Source organism: Nonomuraea sp. NEAU-A123 (assembly GCF_018603905.1).
Classification (GTDB): domain Bacteria; phylum Actinomycetota; class Actinomycetes; order Streptosporangiales; family Streptosporangiaceae; genus Nonomuraea.
Window position 1 is genome coordinate 310,978 of sequence record NZ_JAHFZZ010000009.1, and the last position, 17,344, is coordinate 328,321.

Annotated in this window: 20 protein-coding genes and 3 tRNA genes; 12 read left to right on the forward strand and 11 right to left on the reverse strand. The window is 70.7% G+C overall.

What is annotated here, in order from left to right:
• The first annotated feature begins 6 nt into the window (after positions 1-6).
• Positions 7-924, forward strand: coding sequence for a cation diffusion facilitator family transporter (locus tag KLK06_RS29195; protein ID WP_214638835.1), 918 nt, complete (start codon positions 7-9; stop codon positions 922-924).
• On the opposite strand, the gene KLK06_RS29200 is transcribed toward KLK06_RS29195, so the two are convergent.
• Positions 921-1,913, reverse strand: a complete 993-nt coding sequence (locus KLK06_RS29200) for an aldehyde reductase (protein ID WP_214638836.1) — start codon at positions 1,911-1,913, stop codon at positions 921-923. The genes KLK06_RS29195 and KLK06_RS29200 overlap by 4 nt on opposite strands.
• Before the next feature lie 101 nt (positions 1,914-2,014).
• Between KLK06_RS29200 and KLK06_RS29205 the strand changes: the two genes are divergently transcribed.
• From KLK06_RS29205 to KLK06_RS29225, 5 genes are all read left to right on the forward strand, one after another.
• On the forward strand, positions 2,015-2,566 hold the full coding sequence (locus KLK06_RS29205; RefSeq protein ID WP_214638837.1) for a TetR/AcrR family transcriptional regulator: 552 nt from the start codon (positions 2,015-2,017) through the stop codon (positions 2,564-2,566).
• Between the two features lie 56 nt (positions 2,567-2,622).
• Positions 2,623-3,498, forward strand: coding sequence for an ADP-ribosylglycohydrolase family protein (locus KLK06_RS29210; protein ID WP_214638838.1), 876 nt, complete (start codon positions 2,623-2,625; stop codon positions 3,496-3,498).
• Between the two features lie 172 nt (positions 3,499-3,670).
• A tRNA-Met gene (locus KLK06_RS29215) sits at positions 3,671-3,743 on the forward strand.
• A 4-nt stretch (positions 3,744-3,747) separates the two neighbouring features.
• A tRNA-Arg gene (locus KLK06_RS29220) sits at positions 3,748-3,820 on the forward strand.
• 2 nt (positions 3,821-3,822) lie between these two features.
• A tRNA-His gene (locus KLK06_RS29225) sits at positions 3,823-3,901 on the forward strand.
• Between the two features lie 8 nt (positions 3,902-3,909).
• Here KLK06_RS29225 and KLK06_RS29230 read toward each other — a convergent pair.
• Complete coding sequence (locus KLK06_RS29230; RefSeq protein ID WP_214638839.1) at positions 3,910-4,377, reverse strand: hypothetical protein; 468 nt, start codon at positions 4,375-4,377, stop codon at positions 3,910-3,912.
• The gene (locus tag KLK06_RS29235) at positions 4,374-4,715 is read right to left on the reverse strand and encodes a PadR family transcriptional regulator (RefSeq protein ID WP_214638840.1); all 342 of its coding nucleotides are present in this window, start codon (positions 4,713-4,715) and stop codon (positions 4,374-4,376) included. Before KLK06_RS29235 ends, KLK06_RS29230 begins: the two co-directional genes overlap by 4 nt.
• Before the next feature lie 152 nt (positions 4,716-4,867).
• Here KLK06_RS29235 and KLK06_RS29240 point away from each other — a divergent pair, with 152 nt between their 5' ends.
• Entirely contained in the window at positions 4,868-6,211 is a 1,344-nt protein-coding gene (locus KLK06_RS29240; RefSeq protein WP_214638841.1) for an amidase, read from the forward strand.
• Positions 6,212-6,221: 10 nt separating this feature from the next.
• On the forward strand, positions 6,222-7,784 hold the full coding sequence (locus KLK06_RS29245; RefSeq protein WP_214638842.1) for a phospholipase D family protein: 1,563 nt from the start codon (positions 6,222-6,224) through the stop codon (positions 7,782-7,784).
• Here KLK06_RS29245 and KLK06_RS29250 read toward each other — a convergent pair.
• Complete coding sequence (locus KLK06_RS29250; protein WP_214638843.1) at positions 7,781-7,933, reverse strand: hypothetical protein; 153 nt, start codon at positions 7,931-7,933, stop codon at positions 7,781-7,783. The genes KLK06_RS29245 and KLK06_RS29250 overlap by 4 nt on opposite strands.
• A gap of 149 nt (positions 7,934-8,082) precedes the next feature.
• Here KLK06_RS29250 and KLK06_RS29255 point away from each other — a divergent pair, with 149 nt between their 5' ends.
• Positions 8,083-8,589 carry a GNAT family N-acetyltransferase gene (locus tag KLK06_RS29255; RefSeq protein ID WP_214638844.1) on the forward strand — a complete coding sequence of 169 codons (507 nt, stop codon included), beginning with the start codon at positions 8,083-8,085 and terminating at the stop codon, positions 8,587-8,589.
• Between the two features lie 51 nt (positions 8,590-8,640).
• Here the strand turns inward: KLK06_RS29255 and KLK06_RS29260 are convergent, their stop codons facing one another.
• Positions 8,641-8,943: a hypothetical protein gene (locus tag KLK06_RS29260; protein ID WP_214638845.1), complete on the reverse strand. Its 303-nt coding sequence runs from the start codon at positions 8,941-8,943 to the stop codon at positions 8,641-8,643.
• Positions 8,944-9,182: 239 nt separating this feature from the next.
• On the opposite strand from KLK06_RS29260, the gene KLK06_RS29265 reads away from it, so the two are divergent.
• Complete coding sequence (locus tag KLK06_RS29265; RefSeq protein WP_214638846.1) at positions 9,183-10,244, forward strand: oxidoreductase; 1,062 nt, start codon at positions 9,183-9,185, stop codon at positions 10,242-10,244.
• A gap of 11 nt (positions 10,245-10,255) precedes the next feature.
• On the opposite strand, the gene KLK06_RS29270 is transcribed toward KLK06_RS29265, so the two are convergent.
• From KLK06_RS29270 to KLK06_RS29295, 6 genes are all read right to left on the reverse strand, one after another.
• On the reverse strand, positions 10,256-10,870 hold the full coding sequence (locus tag KLK06_RS29270; protein ID WP_214638847.1) for an alpha-ketoglutarate-dependent dioxygenase AlkB: 615 nt from the start codon (positions 10,868-10,870) through the stop codon (positions 10,256-10,258).
• A gap of 204 nt (positions 10,871-11,074) precedes the next feature.
• Entirely contained in the window at positions 11,075-11,638 is a 564-nt protein-coding gene (locus tag KLK06_RS29275; protein WP_308168499.1) for a CGNR zinc finger domain-containing protein, read from the reverse strand.
• 88 nt (positions 11,639-11,726) lie between these two features.
• Positions 11,727-12,698, reverse strand: a complete 972-nt coding sequence (locus tag KLK06_RS29280; RefSeq protein WP_214638848.1) for a hypothetical protein — start codon at positions 12,696-12,698, stop codon at positions 11,727-11,729.
• A gap of 4 nt (positions 12,699-12,702) precedes the next feature.
• The gene (locus tag KLK06_RS29285; protein ID WP_214638849.1) at positions 12,703-13,704 is read right to left on the reverse strand and encodes a hypothetical protein; all 1,002 of its coding nucleotides are present in this window, start codon (positions 13,702-13,704) and stop codon (positions 12,703-12,705) included.
• Between the two features lie 94 nt (positions 13,705-13,798).
• A complete protein-coding gene (locus KLK06_RS29290; RefSeq protein WP_214638850.1) occupies positions 13,799-14,161 on the reverse strand; it encodes a DUF2203 domain-containing protein in 363 nt (120 codons plus the stop codon).
• A 9-nt stretch (positions 14,162-14,170) separates the two neighbouring features.
• Positions 14,171-14,851: a GntR family transcriptional regulator gene (locus KLK06_RS29295; RefSeq protein WP_214638851.1), complete on the reverse strand. Its 681-nt coding sequence runs from the start codon at positions 14,849-14,851 to the stop codon at positions 14,171-14,173.
• Between the two features lie 97 nt (positions 14,852-14,948).
• Between KLK06_RS29295 and KLK06_RS29300 the strand changes: the two genes are divergently transcribed.
• Positions 14,949-16,250 carry an MFS transporter gene (locus KLK06_RS29300; RefSeq protein ID WP_250906171.1) on the forward strand — a complete coding sequence of 434 codons (1,302 nt, stop codon included), beginning with the start codon at positions 14,949-14,951 and terminating at the stop codon, positions 16,248-16,250.
• Positions 16,251-16,384: 134 nt separating this feature from the next.
• Positions 16,385-17,326 carry an SPFH domain-containing protein gene (locus KLK06_RS29305; protein ID WP_214638852.1) on the forward strand — a complete coding sequence of 314 codons (942 nt, stop codon included), beginning with the start codon at positions 16,385-16,387 and terminating at the stop codon, positions 17,324-17,326.
• Positions 17,327-17,344 lie beyond the last annotated feature (18 nt).

Consider the following 17,344-nt stretch of genomic DNA (forward strand, 5'->3'; position numbering starts at 1 on the left):
GGCGTCATGAGCGGCGACGGATCACATCAGGCAACTCTCGCGGCGCTGGCCGCCAATGTGGGAGTGGCGGTCACCAAGTTCGTGGCATTCTTCTTCACCGGCTCCTCGGCGATGCTCGCCGAGGGCATCCACTCCATCGCCGATACCGGCAACCAGGGTCTGCTCATGCTCGGCCGCCGGCGGGCCCGGCGCGGGCCCAGTCCGGACCACCCTTTCGGCTACGGGCGCGAGCGCTACTTCTACGGGTTCCTGGTGTCGCTCGTGCTGTTCTTCGGCGGTGGGCTGTTCGCCCTGTATGAGGGGTACGAGAAGATCGCTCATCCGCAGCCGCTGGAGAGCTGGCCGTGGGCGATCGGGGTGCTGCTGGCGGCGATCGTCATGGAGGGCCTGTCGCTGCGCACCGCCGTACGCAACTCCAATCGCGTGCGCGGTGGCCGGTCATGGCCCGGGTTCATCCGCGAGGCGAAGGCGCCCGAGCTGCCGGTGGTGTTGCTGGAGGACACGGCGGCGCTGGCCGGGCTGGTGTTCGCGCTGATCGGCGTCGGGCTGACGGTGATCACCGGCAACTCCGCCTTCGACGGCCTCGGCTCGATCGCGATCGGGCTGCTGCTGGTGGCGGTGGCCGTGACGCTGGCCCGGGAGACCAAGAGCATGATCATCGGTGAGGCGGCCGCGCCCGCCGTCCAGGACGCCATCGAGGACATACTGGACGGCGACCCGTCCATCCAGGAGTTCACCCAGGTACGCACCCTGCACCTGGGCCCGGAGGACCTGCTGGTGGCCGCCCGGGTCACGATGCACCCGTCGGACGACGTGGAGGGCGCCGCGCAGGCGCTGGCGGAGACGGAACGGCGGATCAGGGAGCGGGTGTCGATCGCGTCGGCGGTGTACCTGCAGCCGAATCCGCCGCGCCGGGCTTCCTAAATCGTTGACGTCAGCAGGCTCTCCGCGCAGTCGACAACGGTCGTGGCGGCAGGTCGTGGGCGCCAGCCCAGCAGGCGCTGGGCCTTCTCCGAGGTGTGTACGTGTTTCCGGCCCAGGTTCGGCAGCACCGCCCGAACCCCGGGATCGACCAGCGAGATCAACCGGAACAGTACGTCCGGCAGCACTCGCGTGGGAACCCGGCCGGCCGGCGTACCGAGCTTCGAGCGCAGCTCCTTCGCGACCTCGGCCAGCCACATGAACTCGCTGACCGCGATGAACCGCTGTCCAGCCGCCTCCACCGAGACCATCGCCCGCAGGTGCAGATCGGCCAGGTCACGGACATCCACGATGTCGAACCCCAGACGGGGAACGCCGAGCAGGCGCCTCCGTACGAGCCGTCCGATCACCTGCACGGAACCCAGGTTGTCCGCCGACAACAGCGGCCCGAAGACCGCCCCCGGCAGAACCGTGGTCAACGTGGTGGGCCCTTCGTAGGTCTCCATGAACCGCCAGGCGGCGCGCTCGGAAATCACCTTGGACTTCCGGTACGCGTTGAGCCGCTCGCCTTCGAGGTCGGTCCAGACGGTCTCGTCGATGACGCCGCCCTCGTCGGCGACCGGCGGGGTGGCGGCGGCGCACGAGGAGGTCATCACCACGCGCTTGACCTCGGCCTTGGTGGCCGCTTTCAGGACCCGGAGCGCGCCGTCACGAGCGGGCACGATCAGCTCGTCCGGGTCCTTGGAGTCGCCCCCGCCCAGTGGCGAGGCCACGTGCAGCACATAGTCGCAGCCCGCCACCGCCGCGTCCCAGCCGGCATCGGACGTCAGGTCGGCGACGAAGACCGACAACCGGCCGCTCTCGGCAACGGCCGTCTTCTTCTCGGGGCTGCGTACGGTGGTGCGCACGGCATAACCGCGCCGCAGAAGCTCGTCGACGCACCAGCCGGCGACGAACCCGGTCCCACCTGTCACCAGAACGGTCTCCGTCATAGCTCCCCTCCCCTGTCATCGATTTCATTAGCCGATCGGCTAATGAAATCGATGACAACACAGAGCGGCGCGGCCGTCAACAGGTGGGCTAACATCGCCGCATGTCGCCGACCCGAGCCGAGCAGGCCGAGAGGACCAGGCAGGCGGTCCTCGACACCGCTCGGCGGCTGTTCGTCGAGCACGGGTTCGACGCGACGTCGTTGCAGATGATCGCGGACACGATGGGCGTGACCAAGGCCAACGTCTACTACTACTTCCGCACCAAGATCGAGATCCTGGAAGCGCTCCTCGACGTCAGCATCGCCGCCTTCGACGCGATGCTGGACACAGCCGAAACGATCCGCGGCAAGCGGGCACGGATGGAGTACCTCGTCGACGGGTTCGTGGACCAGGTCATCGCCAACCGCTCGATCGCGCCGCTGAGCCAGACCGATCCGGGCACGCGCCGGCACGACCGGATCAAGCGCACGCTCGACGAGCAGGCCCGACGCGGCCTCCACCTGCTGTTCGGCGAACAACCGACAGCGGACGAGCAGGCGGCGTACTTCATGGCCAACGACCTGGGCCCGGCGATCCGGCCCCTCACGCACCTGTCCGACGACGAGTTGCGTGCCACCCTCAAGCGACTCTGCCTGCGCCTGCTCCGGGCCTGAGACCGCTTCCCCGTCTATGGATCTCAAGGCGGCGATCGGTGCCACAATGGGCGGTAATGCTGTCTGACTCCCGGACTCGCGCGACCGCCTCGCTGTACGGCCTGGCCCTGGGCGACGCGCTCGGCTCCCAGTTCTTCGTCCCCGCCAACCGCCAGGCCCTCACTGACCGGACCCTGCCACCCGCGCCCTGGCAATGGACCGACGACACCGAGATGGCCTGCTCCATCTACCTGGCCCTGGCCGGCCGGGGCGCCATCGACCAGGACGACCTCGCCGCCGGCTTCGCCGCCCGCCATGACTTCGACCGCGGCTACGGCCCGGCCACCAACCGGATGCTGCGCCTGGTACGCGAGGGCGGCGACTGGCGCACACTGGCCAGGGAGTTGTTCGACGGCAAGGGCTCGTGGGGCAACGGGGCGGCGATGCGCGTGGCCCCGCTGGGCGCGTGGTTCGGCGATGACCTGCCGCAGGTCGTACGGCAGGCGCGAGCCTCCGCCGAGGTCACGCACACTCATTCCGAAGCCGTCGCGGGCGCCATCGCCGTGGCCATCGCGACCGCCGTCGCCACCACCCAGCCTGAGCTCACGCCCGGACGATTCCTCGACCAGATCCTCGACCACACCCCGCTCAGCCTGGTCCATTACGGAATCGGCGAAGCCCGGCGCCTGCTGACCATCAGCGACCCGGTGCTCGCCGCCCGGACCCTGGGCAATGGCCGCAACGTCTCCGCCCAGGACACGGTGCCGTTCGCGCTGTGGTCCGCCGCCCGCCACCTCGACGACTATGAGCAGGCCTTCTGGACCACGGCCACAGCCGGCGGCGACATCGACACCACCTGCGCCATCGTGGGCGGGATCGTCGCCGCCCGCACCCCGCTGCCGCGCGGCTGGCTGGACTCCTGCGAGCCACTGCCGAGCTGGCTCGGTAAATAATGTGTTGCCCGACGATGATCCGTCCGGCATTCTTCAGGACATGAAGAACCTCACGAGCGACAAGATGCGACACATGGTCCGCCGCCATGGCCGTATGCCCTGGGGTCACTGACGTCTTAGTCTGCGAGCCGCCCAGGACCACACGGTCTGGGCGGCTTTTTGTTTCCCCGATGGCGGGTGAGGGTGCTGGTGTGCCCGGCGGTTTCATAAGCCGCTCCAGGTGGGTTCGATCCCCACACCCGCTACCGGGCCTTCGTGGCGCAGCGGAGAGCGCACCTGCTTGCGGAGCAGGAGGACGCCGGTTCGAATCCGGCCGAAGGCACTGTGGCCGATCCCGAAGCGATCGAGGGACCAAGTTGTGATCTTGGTAAAAAAGCGGGTTCGAGTCCCGTCGGCCACCCCACGTCGGCCTTACCTGGGGGCGGGGGCTGTCTGCGAAGTCCGGGAGTTGATCACCGGTAATGCGTCGTCGTCCGGGGAGTCCGCGAAAAGGGTCACCGCGCAGGCGCCGACCAGGATCACGATGAGGACGAGGACGACGCCCAGAATCAGCGCCGGAGTGCTCGGCGAGCTCCGCTGCGGGGCTGCGGACTGGGAGAACGTGGGCGGCGCGGGTGAATAGGTGCTCGAAGCGGCCGTGACCGGTTCGCCCTGGCGGGCCTCCTCGGCGATGGCGGCGGGTTCGCCGAGTCGGTCCAGGATCGTGCGGATTCCGGCCTGGGTCGGGGGGTCCAGGTCGGCGCGGGCCACCGTGATGTGTTCGCGCAGGTCGGCGATGAGGTCCTCGCGCTGTCCGGCGGGTAGCGCGGCGGTCGCGCGGGCGACCTCGGCCAGGTAGTCCTCGACGAGCCGGTCCAACGGATCGGTTGAGTAGGTCATTGGTGCTCCGTTCCGACGATGTGGTCCACGGAGTCGCGGAAGGTGACCCATTCGGACCGGAAGTGGGCCAAGGCCGCCTTTCCGTGGCTGGTCAGCGCGTAGTAGCGCCGGGGTGGCCCGGCGGGTGACTCCTGCCAGGTGGTGGCCACCAAGCCGGTCCTGCGCAGCCGCGACAGCAGGGGGTAGAGCGTTCCTTCGCTGGTCGTCAGGGCCGTCTCCGCGCCGAGCTGGGTGACCAGCTCCACGCCGTAGCGTTCCTCGTTTTCGAGCAGGGCCAGGACGCAGAACTCCAGGGTTCCGCGACGGAGCGCCGTGGCGAGACCAGTCGGGATTTCCATGCTGTGCATGCTACCTTGCGAAGCAAGGATCCGCGTGGCGCGGCCCTCCGCGGCGAGGGCTACCGGTTTGTCACGATCTTCGAGTTTCCGCCCTGAGCGGGCCGTCGGTCTTCAGGCTGGACGCCGACCGACCTCTCCAGGAAGGGCCGCCCATGCCGACCTCCCCCGGCCCCTTCGCCGGCCGTACCATCGCCGACCTCGCGCGGGACCTGCGCGAGGGCCGGACCACCTCGACGGCGCTCGTACGGCTCGCGCTCGACGCCATCGCCGAGCTGGACCCGCTGCTCAACGCGTTCGTCACCGTGGACGCCGCCGGGGCGCGGGCCGCGGCGCGGCGGGCGGACGAGGAGCTGGGCGGCGGCGTCGACCGCGGCCCGCTGCACGGTGTGCCGGTCGGGGTGAAAGATCTCATCATGGTCGGCGGACTGCCCGCGACCATGGGCTCGCGGCACTTCGCCGGCCACGTCGCGGTGTCCGACGCCGCCTGCGTGGCGCGCCTGCGTCAGGCCGGCGCCGTCATCGTCGGCAAGACGAACACCCACGAGTTCGCGTACGGTCCCACCGGCGATCGCTCCGCGGCCGGGCCGTCGCGCAATCCGTGGGATCCCGCGCGCATGTCGGGCGGTTCCAGCGGCGGCAGCGCGGTCGCCGTGGCGGCGGGCATGGTCCCGCTGGCCCTCGGCACCGACACCGGTGGCTCGGTCCGGATTCCGGCGGCTCTGTGCGGGGTCGCCGGCTTCAAGCCCGCGTACGGGGCGATTCCGACGGACGGTGTCTTTCCCCTGGCGGAGACGCTCGACCACGTCGGCCTGCTCGCGGGCCACGAGCAGGATTGTCTGATCGCCTACCGGTCCCTGGTTCCGGGTGGCGCGCGGATGGACGGCCGCCCGTCGAGAGGCGTCGCCTGGCTCGATCCCACCGGCCTGTTCGCCTGCGACCCGCAGGTGGCCCGGACGGCCCGCCAGGCCCTGGAGGCGGGAACCGGCCCGCTGGAGGAGCTCGGGATATCGGCGAAGGAGGCGGACGAACTGCGCGAGACGTACGTCGCCCTGCAGAGCAGCGAGACGGCGGCGGTGCATGCCGCCCGGCTGGCCGAGGCGCCCGAGCTGTTCGATCCCGAGGTGCTCGAACGCCTGCGTGTCGCCGCCGAGATGCCGGGCTGGAGGTATGTGCGGGCCATGCGGGCCCGGCCCCGGCACGCCGAGGTCGTCGGTGCGCTGTTCGACCGGCATGACGTGGTCGCGCTGCCGACCGTACCGATCACCGCCCCGTTCCTCGGTCAGCGCGCGACCGAAGTCGACGGCGAGCCCGTCGGCGTGCGGGCCGCGCTGCTGGCCTTCACCAGTCCGTGGAACGTGCTCGGTTTTCCGGCGCTGAGCGTCCCGGCCGGAACGGTGCACGGCCTGCCTGTCGGGCTGCAGCTCATCTGCCGTCCTGGGCGGGAACATCTGCTGTTCGAAGCCCGGGCCACGCATGGAGGCGCGCTGTCCGGGTAGCCGGGAGCGAATGCGGATCCAGGACTGGTTCCTCACGGACCAGGAAAGAGGCAATCCGGCGACCAAGCTCGACGCCTGGTCCACGGGCAATGACGTACGCCCGCTCATCCACGGCGCGACCTACTTCGCCGAGCTGAAGACCTGCCTTGAGGCACTGAACAAGGACGACTTATTGCTGTTCGCCGACTGGCGCGGCGATCCCGACGAGCGGCTCACCGACGACGGGCCCTCCCTGGGTGACGCGATGGCGGCGGCCTCGCACAGAGGTGCGCTGGTCAGGGGGCTCATCTGGCGTTCGCACCTGGACCGGTTGCGCTTCAGCTCGGCCGAGAACCGGCACCTGGGCGAGGACATCGAGGCCGCGGGCGGGCAGGCCGTCCTCGACACGCGGACCAAGCCGGGCGGCTCGCACCACCAGAAGTTCGTCATTCTCCGCCATGACGAGGATCCGGTCAGCGACGTGGCGTTCCTCGGCGGCATCGACCTGTGCCACAGTCGCCGTGACACCGCCGCCCACCTCGGCGACCCGCAGGCCTGCCCGATGCCCCGCGAGTACGGCCGGCGGCCTCCGTGGCACGACATCCAGGTCGCCATCCACGGCCCCGCGGTGGCGGAGGTGGAGAAGGTGTTCTGTGAGCGGTGGGAGGACCCCGCGCCCGAGACCAGGGATCCGTTCAGGCGGCTGCGCGACCACTTCGCCAAGATGGACGACGTTCCCCCGCTGCCCGAGCCGGGGCCGCCGCCGCCTCCGGCGGGCACGCACGCCGTGCAGATCCTGCGTACCTATCCCGCCAGGCGCAACGGCTACCCGTTCGCGCCGGACGGCGAGCGGAGCGTGGCACACGCGTACCAGAAGGTGCTCGGGCGGGTCCGTTCGCTGGTCTATCTGGAGGATCAGTATCTGTGGTCCACGGATGTGGTCGAGCCGTTCGCCGAAGCGCTGGAACGCGAGCCCGACCTGCGGATGATCATCGTGGTGCCCCGCCATCCCGACCAGGACGGCTGGCTGGCCGGGCCGGCGAGCCTGGTCGGCCGGGTCCACGCGCTGGACCGGCTGCGGCAGGCGGGCGGCGACCGGGTCGCGCTGTACGACCTGGAGAACCATCAGGGCACGCCCGTCTACGTGCACGCCAAGGTCTGCGTGGTCGACGACGTGTGGGCGAGCGTCGGCTCCGACAACGTCAACCTGCGTTCCTGGAGCTACGACTCGGAGCTGAGCTGTGCCGTACTCGATGAGGAGGAAGATCCGCGCGAGCCGTACGGCGCCGGGCGGTTCGCCCGCGAACTGCGCCTGGCGCTGATGGCCGAGCATCTGGACCTGGCCGAGGACGGCGCCGAGCGCGATGAGCTGTGCGATCCCGTGGCCGCGTTCGACGCCTTCACCGAGTCCGCGGCGCGGCTCGAGGCCTGGCACGCCGGCGGCTGCGAGGGGCCGCGGCCGCCGGGGCGGCTGCGCCCGCATCCTCGCCCTGAGCTGCCCTTGGTGCGCGGGCTGCTCGCCGCGCCGCTCTACCGCGTCGCGATCGATCCCGACGGGCGCCCCGCGTCACTGCGTCGATCCAAGTCCTTCTAGGCGGCTCGCTCATCGGTCGCCGGAGCGTCCGGCTCCTCCGGACGGGGTCCTTCGGTGGCGATCATGGCGGACGCCGGGTCGCCCAGGGCGAAGGCCGCCAAGACGATCGACGTAAGAGCACCGAACAGGTAGGACAACTTCCGTCTCATGAAGGCCTCCTTGGAGTGGTCGTTGATTATGCGACGACCCTGGTTGCGATCGCCTTGAAGATCGCTTGCGCCGGAGGCCACCCCTCCTTGATCACCCGGCCGGGCGCTCCCCTATCCTGTACGGCTCGCACCATGGAAAGGGAAGCCGAGTGAACGTGAGTCTGCGTCCGGTCCGCGAGGTGGATCTGGATGTGTTCGAGGAGCAGGGGGCCGGCCCGAAGGGGGGCGGTGAGCTGCAGTGGTTCGGCCATCGCAGCCTTCATGCGATGCGCCGCGACTTCGAGGCGAACGGGCTGCTGGGACCCGACGGCGGTTACCTCACCGTCGACGCCCGCGGCGAGGTGGCCGGGTGGGTGCGCTGGTCTCAGCGGCTCTGGGGTCCGGCGCACACCTCCTGGTGCTGGACGCTGGCCATCGTGGTGTTCCCTCGTCACCGCGGCAAGGGCATCGGCAGCCGGGCGCAGCGGGAGCTCGTGCAGTACCTGTTCGCCCACACCCGGGCCGAACGGATCGAGGCCATCACCGACGTCACCAACCTCGCCGAACAGGGTGCGCTGGCCAATGCCGGGTTCGAACGTGAAGGGGTGATCCGGCGGGCCCAGTGGCGCGGCGGGTGCTGGCACGACCAGGTCCTCTACTCCGTGCTGCGCCCGTGAACACGGCCGACTCCGCTACTCCGTGTCGCGCCTCTGACGCGGCCGGCTCCGCTACTCCGGGCCGCCCGCCTGACGCTCGTTGACGCATCTCAGGACGGGGTGGCGGGTGAGCGCCTCGATGTTCAGGTCGGCGGCGCCGGTGACGTGGAAGGTCGCCGTCTCTCCCGGGAGCAGCGTGACCAGCATGTCGTCCACCGACGCCGCCGGATCCAGCCGGTCGGGGAAGAGGGCAAGCTCGCGCAGCAGCGTACGGGCCGTCACGGTGACCAGGTAGCCGGAGTCCCCGCGTTCGGCGCGCGCCTCCCAGGCCGCCTCGGGAAAGGCGACCTCCGTGTCCTCCGCGAAGAACGACACCGTGCGACGGTCGCCGAGCCGGGCGACGACCAGCTCGCGCCGCGGGTCCTCCTTCCCCCGCCGGCGCGCGGCGGAGGGTCCCGAACTGAACCGGGTAACTACCGCGAACGTAAATTTGTGGGACGTGCGCGTCAATAGCCCAGGGACATTCGGGTCAAGACGGCACCAGGTTCCGGCGAGGCGGACTAACCGGTTCGCCAGCGTTGTGGTGCTTGATCTATTGGGCTAGTTTGCCCGGCATGAGGCTTCGATTCGCGCTGTCCGCCCTGTCGGCGGCCTGCGTTCTCGCCACCCCGTTGCCCGCCCACGCCGACGTGCCCGCACTCTCCTGGGAGCTCAAGCAGACGGGCGTGACCGCGCGGCTGCGCGGACTGTCACCCGTCAGCCGAGACGTGGTCTGGGCCTCGGGCAGCGAGGGCACCGTGCTGCGGACCGTGGACGGCGGGCGGAGCTGGCAGAACGTCTCCCCGCCCGGCACGGCGGCCCTGCAGTTCCGCGACGTGGAGGCCTTCGACGCGCGCCGGGCCGTGGTGCTGTCGATCGGCGAGGGCACCGACGCGCGGGTCTACCGGACCGAGGACGCCGGCCGTACCTGGACCGAGACCTTCAGGAACGACGAGCAGAAGGCGTTCTACGACTGCATGGCGTTCTTCGACCGGCGGCACGGGCTGGCGATGAGCGACCCGGTGGACGGCAAGTTCCGCATTCTGGCCACCGAGGACGGCGGCGCGAGCTGGCGGGTGCTCCCGGCGGACGGCATGCCGGCGGCCCTGCCGGGCGAGGCCGGGTTCGCGGCGAGCGGCCAGTGCCTGGTCACGGCGGGCGGCCGGGACGCCCGGCTGGCCACCGGCGGCGCGGAGCGCTCGCGGGTGTTCCACTCCGCCGACCGGGGCCGCACCTGGACCGTCGCGGACACGCCGATCCCGGCGGGCGACCCGGCGCGGGGCGTCTTCGCGCTGGCCTTCCGCGATCCGCGCAAGGGTCTCGCGGTGGGCGGCGACTACCGGGCCGACCAGCAGTCGCCCAGCGCGTCGGCGGTGAGCGGGGACGGCGGCGCGACCTGGCGGGCCTCCGCTACGCCGCCGCCCGCGTACCGGTCGGGGGTGGCCTGGGTGCCGTACCTGCCGGTGGCGGCGATCGCGGTGGGGCCGTCCGGGAGTGATGTCACGTATACGGGTGGGACGGCGTGGCAGACGTTCGACACGGGCTCGTTCGACACCGTGTCCTGCGCACCGGACCTGGCCTGCTGGGCCTCCGGCGAGCAGGGACGCGTGGCACGCCTGGCGGTGCGCCGGCACTGACCGCAGTGCCCCTAGCGGACGCCGCGCGGTCTGAACTGGATGCTGATGCGCGGCCCCGTGGGGCGGGACGTCTTGGGGATCGCGTGCTCCCACGTGCGCTGGCAACTGCCGCCCATCACGATGAGGTCGCCGTGCCCCAGGTCGTGCCGGATCGACGCGCCGCCGCCCCTCGGGCGGAGCAGCAGCGGGCGCGGGGAGCCGACCGAGATGATCGCGACCATGGTGTCCTCGGTGCCGCCCCTGCCGATGGTGTCGCCGTGCCAGGCCACGCTGTCCCGGCCGTCGCGGTAGAAGCACAGGCCGGCCGTACGGAACGGCTCCCCGAGCTCCGGCCCGTAGCGGTCGTTGAGCGCGCGCAGGGCGTCGTCGAGCGCCGGGTCGGGCAGCGGATCGTCCTCGTCGTAGTAGGCGAGCAGCCGCGGCACGTCGACGACCTTGTCGTACATCCGCCGCCGCTCCGCATGCCACGGCACCACCTCGGACAGCCGGGAGAACAGCTCGTCCGCCCCCGCCAGCCAGCCGGGCCCGACGTCGATCCACGCCCCGCGGTCGAGCTGCGTCCTGCGGATCGCCGAGCCGACGATCTCATCGGCACCGAGCAGAGAAGCTTGGAAAACAGCCGTCATGACATCAAGTGTAGGCGATCGTTCAAACATCCATTCGAGTGCCGCCGCAGACCGGCTGCGCCCGGCCGCCGATGCGGCCGGGCGCGCGGCTCGTCGTCCCACCCGCCCGGTCTGTACGGCACGCAGCCCGTACAGACCGGGGCGGCCACGCAGGCCGCCGATCCCCACGCCTTCAGTATCCGACATTCCCGCCCGTCACGCCCGTTACTGACGCTGCGCCTTTGCGGCGGCGGAACCGGCCGACGTCCGGCTGCGATGCGCGGCGACCCGCTCACGGGTGGCGCAGCGGGTGCTGCAGTAGCGCCGCGGGCTGCCGCCCCCCAGGTCCAGGTACGGCCGGCGGCAGGTGGCCGAGGCGCACAGCCCGCCCGGCACGCGTTGATGATCGGCCAGCAGGACGGCCAGCGCCAGCGCGGAGGAGGCCAGGAACCACTCCCCCCACGGCGCGTCGTCGTCGCCGTCCACGTGCAGGTGCCACGGGGTGGTGCCCTCGTGGCTGGTGAGGCGGGGTGCCCGGGCGACCGTGGCGAGCAGGTCGTTCAGCCGGGCGGCCGCCGTGGCGGGGTCGGCGGCGGCGAGGACGGCGACGAGCCGCTCCGCCGCGGCCCGCATCGCCGCCAGGTCGGCCTCGCCCAGGTCCGGGCCGGCGGTTTCGCCGTGGCCGCGCAGCACCCGCGTGACCGACTCCGGTGACGGTTCCTCGTGGAGCAGCGCCACGCACAGGTCCACGGCCCGCGCCGCCATCGCTTTGGTCGAGTGAACCTCCACCCCAGCAGCGTAAGCCCGGACACACGAGTACGGCGGGGCTCCCCCAGCCCCGCCGTACCGTATCGAACAGTGTCCAACCGGACGGAGCTCAGCCGCCGCAGGCCGCGAAGACGTAGCTGTCCTTCAGGAGCGAGTAGTGGTCCCTGACCTTGACGGCCCCGGTGCCGGTGTCGATCTGGACGATCGTCATCTTGTTCGCCTTGCCTTCGGGGTACTGCACCAGGTGCAGCGTCACCTGCTGCTCGCCGGTCCAGTCGATCATGAGCAGCTCGCCGGCCGGCAGCTTGAGCTTCCGGCGGGCGGTGACCTCGTCGGTCTGCAGGTCGTACAGGATGAGCTGGGGCTTGGCGCCCAGGACGACGTTCGCGGTGGTCCGGCCGTCGCCCGCGAGGGCCTGCGGGGCGTTCGAGGAGACGATCTGCGGCGGCGTGGCCCGGAACAACTGCTCGCCGGACTCGCTGTAGGCGATCAGGTCCGTGACGGCCTCGTCGCCGGCGACGTCGGTGAGCAGTTCGCCTCCGTCGGCGCTGAAGCCGAGCATCGTCTGGTGGCCGGGCGTCGTGCCGAGCAGGGTGCCGGTGGCGGTGTCGAAGATCCGCGTCTTCACCGCCTTGTCGGTGTTGAAGACGGCCGCGAGCCGGCCGCCGTCGTCGGAGAGATTGAGCGTCACGTTGTACTGGGCCACGCGCGGCAGCGCGTCCTTGGCGAAGACCTTCACCCTGCCGCCCATGGTCCGTACGGCCAGCCGCCCGGACGTGGTGAAGTACGCGACGCGCTGCCCGTCACCGCTGACGGCGATGGGCGCGACCTGGGTGACCGACGACTTGCCGTTCGCCTCGCGGGCGATGGTCTCGGCGTCGGGCAGGGAGCCCTTCTCCCCGCTGTGCATCATCAGCCGCCACGTGCCGCACGGCCGCTGCTCGCCCTTGACCGTGCAGCCCTTGACCGAGGCGTAGCGGATGCCGTCGTGTTCGTGATGTGGCGCGGCCTGGGCGGCCGTCGGCGCGGTCATCAGGGCGGCCAGCCCTGCCGCGATCGCCACGGCGATCCTGATCTTCATGTCGTCACTCCCCTGCCGAGCCGAAGGCGTACCTGGTCTTGCTGATCGAGTACCTGTCCGTCTGCGTGACGGCGCCGGTCGCCACGTCGACGGTGAGCACCCGTACCACCGCCGTCGAGCCGTCGTCGCCTGACTGCACGAGCGCCGTGAGCTGTCCGTCCCCGGTCCACCGGACGAAGGACGGCGTCTGTCCCGGCTTCAGCGCGAGATCCACGCCCGCGGAGAGGTCCCCGGTCTCCAGGTCGTAGATCCGCAGCCGCGGGGCCTTCTTGGCGTCCTCGTCCCCCGAGACGATCGCGGCCACCGTCTTGCCGTCCGCGGCCAGCGCCGTGAGGGCCGCGTTCGCCACGACCTGCGGCGGCGTCCGCTTGACCGAGGTGCCGTCGCCCCGGTACGCGACCAGCGAGGAGGTGTTGTCGCCCGCGGAGTGCTGGACCAGCACCTCGCCCCCGTCGCCGCTGAAGCCCTGGGGCGTGTCCTTGGCGGGCAGCTCGACGACCTTGCCGGTGGCGACCGTGACCACCTTGCCGGGAACGCGGTCCCGATCGTCGGTGGAGTCGATCAGCAGCCTGTCTCCCTGGGGCGACAGGTACAGGGCGAGCGGTTCCGTCCCGTACCGCTTCGGCACCAGGGACGCGGCCAGCACCTTGACCGGGCCGCCCGTCGTCCCCCGTACGACGATGCGATGGTCGCGGGCCCGCTCGTAGGCGATCACGTGGCCGTCGCCGCTGATCGCGAACAGGCCGGCGTCCTCGACCTTCCTGCCCTTGCCGTCGACCCCGGTGGCGGCGGCGTCCTTGACCGCGATCTTCCTGCCGTCACGCAGGATGAGTTGCCAGTGGCCGCAGGGGTAGGTGGTGTCGTTCTTCTTGTCGGTGCAGGACTTGATCCAGACCGCCCTGGCCTCGGATGGGCCTGCTTGGGCGTGGGCGGCGGTGGGAATGATCCCCAGCCCGCCGATGACCGCCGTCGCGAGGAGGGCGGCGGTCGCTGAGGTGTGCCTCATGGCGAATTCCTTTCACTCGTCCGGTTAGATACCGGCCGAGCGAAAGGGGTTGATCACAGGTCAGCCACAAACGCGGCCTGGACGGTGTGGGCGGTCAGGGCAGCGGGCGGCGGCCGGGGAAGCCCAGGTCCGTACGGTGATACCAGCCCAGTGCGGTCTCGCCCTCGATCCAGCAGAGCCGCACCGACACCCCGTCGAGCACGGCGGGGAAGTCCACGAGGACCGGAGCGATCCCCTTCACCTCGATGCCCTGCTCGGCCCAGGCGCTCACGATCTCCTCGATGCGCGCCTCGAGCCCCTTGATCTCGGGGATACCGCCCAGCGCGGAGGCGCCGGCGCTCTGGCGGTCGAAGGCGATCTCGGCCAGGTCGGCACGGGCGGCGATCAGCTCGCCGGCGTCGACGATGATCGACGGCATGAGCGAGCGCGCCTCGTCGGCGCTGAACATCCTGGCCATGCCCGAACGCTACCGGTTCGGCTCGTAGGCGCGGACGAGCAGTTGCTCGGCCTCGTCGAGATAGGCGTCGAGGAAGGCGGCGGCCTCCTCCGGCCGGTCGGCTTCGAGGAGTGCGAGCAGTTTGCGGTTGCGGGCGACGAACGGCTCGTGGAACGCGCGGGGATTCTTCATCACGTGGAAGACCAGGCGCAGCTCGGCCAGGAGCTGGCGCATCGACTCGTCGAGCCGGGGGCTCTGGTTGAGCGTCACCAGGGCCTGGTGGAAGCGGATGTTGGCGGTGCCCACGCCGCGCCAGTCGTCTGAGGCGGCGGCCCGCTCGGCGTCCGCCACGGCCTCCCTGATCACGGTCAGCGCCTCGCCGGACGGGCGGCGCCGGACGGCCGCGCCCTCGATGACCCGGCGTACCCGATAGAGGTCCGCGACGTCCTCGGCCGACAGGACCCGCACGAACACTCCCCTGTTGAGCCGGTGGTCCAGCAGCCCCTCGTGGCCGAGCAGCCGGAACGACTCGCGCAGCGTGTTGCGCGACACGCCGAGCGCGTCCGCGATGGCCTCCTCGGACAGGCGCTGGCCGGGCTCGAAGAAGCCCTCGGTGACGCGGTCGCGCAGGATGTCGGCCACCCGCTCGGCCGTGCTGCTGCGGCCCAGCCTGGACCGGTCGTGTTCAAGATCTGAGAGAGGACTGTCCACCGCGTCTTCCACATTTCCCAGGGAATCATCCAACAAAACTCTTGTCGAATTGTTCAACGATCCTTATGTTGAAATGAACCCCCTGATCGAAGGAGCGATGATGACAGGCTCCACGCGGCAGACCCGGCGGGTGATCCTCGCCAGCCTGATCGGCACCTCCCTGGAGTGGTACGACTTCTTCCTTTACACCACGGCGGCGACGCTGGTCTTCGGCAAGTTGTTCTTCCCCACCTTCGACCCGCTCAACGCGACCCTGCTGGCGCTGACGACCAACGCCGTGGCGTTCGTGGCCAGGCCGCTCGGCGGGATCGTCTTCGGCCACTTCGGCGATCGCACCGGCCGCAAGACCGTGCTGGTCGTGACGCTGCTGGTGATGGGCGTCTCGACGTTCCTCATCGGTGTGCTGCCCGGTTACGACAGCGTCGGCGCGCTCGCGCCGATCATGCTGGCCACGCTCAGGTTCGTGCAGGGTCTGGGGCTGGGCGGCGAGTGGGGCGGCGCGGTCATCATGTCGCTGGAGCACGGCGACGACCGCCGGCGCGGCTTCAACGCCAGTTGGCCGCAGGTGGGCGTGCCCGCCGGATACGTGCTGGCCACCGGGACGCTCGCGATCCTGTCGTTCACGCTGTCGGACTCGGCGTTCCTGTCGTGGGGCTGGCGGGTGCCGTTCCTGCTGTCGGGCGTGCTGGTGCTGGTCGGGCTCTGGGTCCGGTTGAAGATCACGGAGTCGCCGCTGTTCGCGGAGCTGGCGCAGCAGGGCGCGAAGGCGAAGATGCCGCTGGTGGAGGTGCTGCGCACGCACCCGCGCGCGCTGCTGTCGGCGTTCACCGCGCGCATCGGCGTGGACGTGGCCTTCTACACCTTCACCGCCTACATCCTCGTCTACATCACGGGCCCGCTGAAGCTGGACCGCTCGGTCGGGCTGAACGCGGTGCTGATCGCCTCCGCGCTGCAACTGGCGCTGATCCCGCTGTTCGGCGCGCTGTCGGACCGGGTCGGCCGGCGGCCCGTCTACCTCGCGGGCGTGCTCGGCGCGGCGGTGTGGGCGTTCGTCTTCTTCCCGCTGCTCGACACCAAGTCGTTCCCGCTGATCGCCCTCGCCGCGATCATCGCGCTGGTCACCCACGCGGCGATGTACGGCCCGCAGGCCGCCTTCATCGCCGAGTTGTTCAGCACCAGGCTCCGCTACAGCGGCGCGTCCATGGGATACCAGGTGGCCGGGATCGTCGGGGGCGCGCTGGCCCCGATCATCGCGCTCAAGCTGTTCACCGCGTACGGCACCACGACGGCGGTCTCGATCTACGTGGTGGTCGCGCTGGCCGTCACGGCCTTCGGCCTGGCCATCGCGCCGGAGACCCGCGACCTGGACATCGCCGCCGAGCTCCCGCAGCGGGTCTGAGCAGGCCATACTCCGACGTCATTCGACGGGGCCCGAGTGCCCCACGCTCGGCCGGTGATCGGCCGTACCCCCGTAGGTCTTGCCGCGAAAGCGCGGGCGGCGGCTGCCACCGCCGCCCGCGCGGGAAGGCATCCATGCGCATCACCCTGTCGATCGCCTTGATCATCGCCGCGCTGATCGCGGTCCCCACCCTCATCGGCGTCGTCGGCGGCCTGGAGAGCACCGAAGGCGGCGAGGTCGCCGTCGTCCGCGACGGCGGCTGGTTCGACGACAACCAGGTCCGCCAGGTCATCGACCCGGGCTCTGGGCTGACCTGGACGGGCATGTGGTCCTCCGTCCACGCCTACCCCGCCCAGCAGCGCTTCTACACGATCACCGCCGACGCCAAGCGCGCCACCAGGCTCGGCGTGGACGTGGTGACGGTACCGAGCAGCGACGGCGTGAACCTGGGCATCGAGGGGACCCTGTACTTCACGCTCAACCTCGACCACGACACGCTGAAGAGCTTCGACGACAAGTACGGCACCCGCACCTACCGCGCCCAGGACGACAGCTCGCCGGCCGCGTGGGAGGGCGACGACGGCTGGACGGCGTTCTTCGGCCAGGCCGTCCGGCCGGTGATCGACAACGCGCTGCGCAGCCAGCTCGGCAACATGCGCTGCGCCGAGCTCGTCCCCTCGTGCTCGCTGCTGGAGAGCAGCGCGCTCAAGCCGCAGGACAGCAACACGAACATCACCAGGGTCCAGAACGCCGTCAACGCCGCACTGGCCCGGGACCTGCCCCAGGCACTGGGCGGCGAGTTCTTCACCGGCCTGCGGTTCACCCTGGCCAAGGTGACGCTGCCGGCCGAGGTGCAGCAGGCCGTCGACAGATCGCTGGCCGCCGGCGCCGCCGTCTCCGAGGCCCAGGCACGGGTGGCCCAGGCCAAGGCCGAGTCGGCCGCGAACCAGGCCCGGCAGGAGGGCTACGACAAGTGCCCCGCCTGCGCCGAGATCGACAAGCTCAAGTCGCTCCCCCAGGGCATCACCGTCTACGCCCCGGGAAACCCGCAGTCCATCGTGATCCCGGCCAAGTGAGAACCGTCCCCGGGCCTC

Bases quoted from the DNA above. Each gene is read 5' to 3' on its own strand.
- KLK06_RS29195 (WP_214638835.1), top strand. From the start codon at position 7: ATGAGCGGCGACGGATCACATCAGGCAACTCTCGCGGCGCTGGCCGCC.
- KLK06_RS29200 (WP_214638836.1), bottom strand. From the start codon at position 1,913: ATGACGGAGACCGTTCTGGTGACAGGTGGGACCGGGTTCGTCGCCGGC.
- KLK06_RS29205 (WP_214638837.1), top strand. From the start codon at position 2,015: ATGTCGCCGACCCGAGCCGAGCAGGCCGAGAGGACCAGGCAGGCGGTC.
- KLK06_RS29210 (WP_214638838.1), top strand. From the start codon at position 2,623: ATGCTGTCTGACTCCCGGACTCGCGCGACCGCCTCGCTGTACGGCCTG.
- KLK06_RS29230 (WP_214638839.1), bottom strand. From the start codon at position 4,377: ATGACCTACTCAACCGATCCGTTGGACCGGCTCGTCGAGGACTACCTG.
- KLK06_RS29235 (WP_214638840.1), bottom strand. From the start codon at position 4,715: ATGGAAATCCCGACTGGTCTCGCCACGGCGCTCCGTCGCGGAACCCTG.
- KLK06_RS29240 (WP_214638841.1), top strand. From the start codon at position 4,868: ATGCCGACCTCCCCCGGCCCCTTCGCCGGCCGTACCATCGCCGACCTC.
- KLK06_RS29245 (WP_214638842.1), top strand. From the start codon at position 6,222: ATGCGGATCCAGGACTGGTTCCTCACGGACCAGGAAAGAGGCAATCCG.
- KLK06_RS29250 (WP_214638843.1), bottom strand. From the start codon at position 7,933: ATGAGACGGAAGTTGTCCTACCTGTTCGGTGCTCTTACGTCGATCGTC.
- KLK06_RS29265 (WP_214638846.1), top strand. From the start codon at position 9,183: ATGAGGCTTCGATTCGCGCTGTCCGCCCTGTCGGCGGCCTGCGTTCTC.
- KLK06_RS29270 (WP_214638847.1), bottom strand. From the start codon at position 10,870: ATGACGGCTGTTTTCCAAGCTTCTCTGCTCGGTGCCGATGAGATCGTC.
- KLK06_RS29280 (WP_214638848.1), bottom strand. From the start codon at position 12,698: ATGAAGATCAGGATCGCCGTGGCGATCGCGGCAGGGCTGGCCGCCCTG.
- KLK06_RS29285 (WP_214638849.1), bottom strand. From the start codon at position 13,704: ATGAGGCACACCTCAGCGACCGCCGCCCTCCTCGCGACGGCGGTCATC.
- KLK06_RS29290 (WP_214638850.1), bottom strand. From the start codon at position 14,161: ATGGCCAGGATGTTCAGCGCCGACGAGGCGCGCTCGCTCATGCCGTCG.
- KLK06_RS29300 (WP_250906171.1), top strand. From the start codon at position 14,949: ATGATGACAGGCTCCACGCGGCAGACCCGGCGGGTGATCCTCGCCAGC.
- KLK06_RS29305 (WP_214638852.1), top strand. From the start codon at position 16,385: ATGCGCATCACCCTGTCGATCGCCTTGATCATCGCCGCGCTGATCGCG.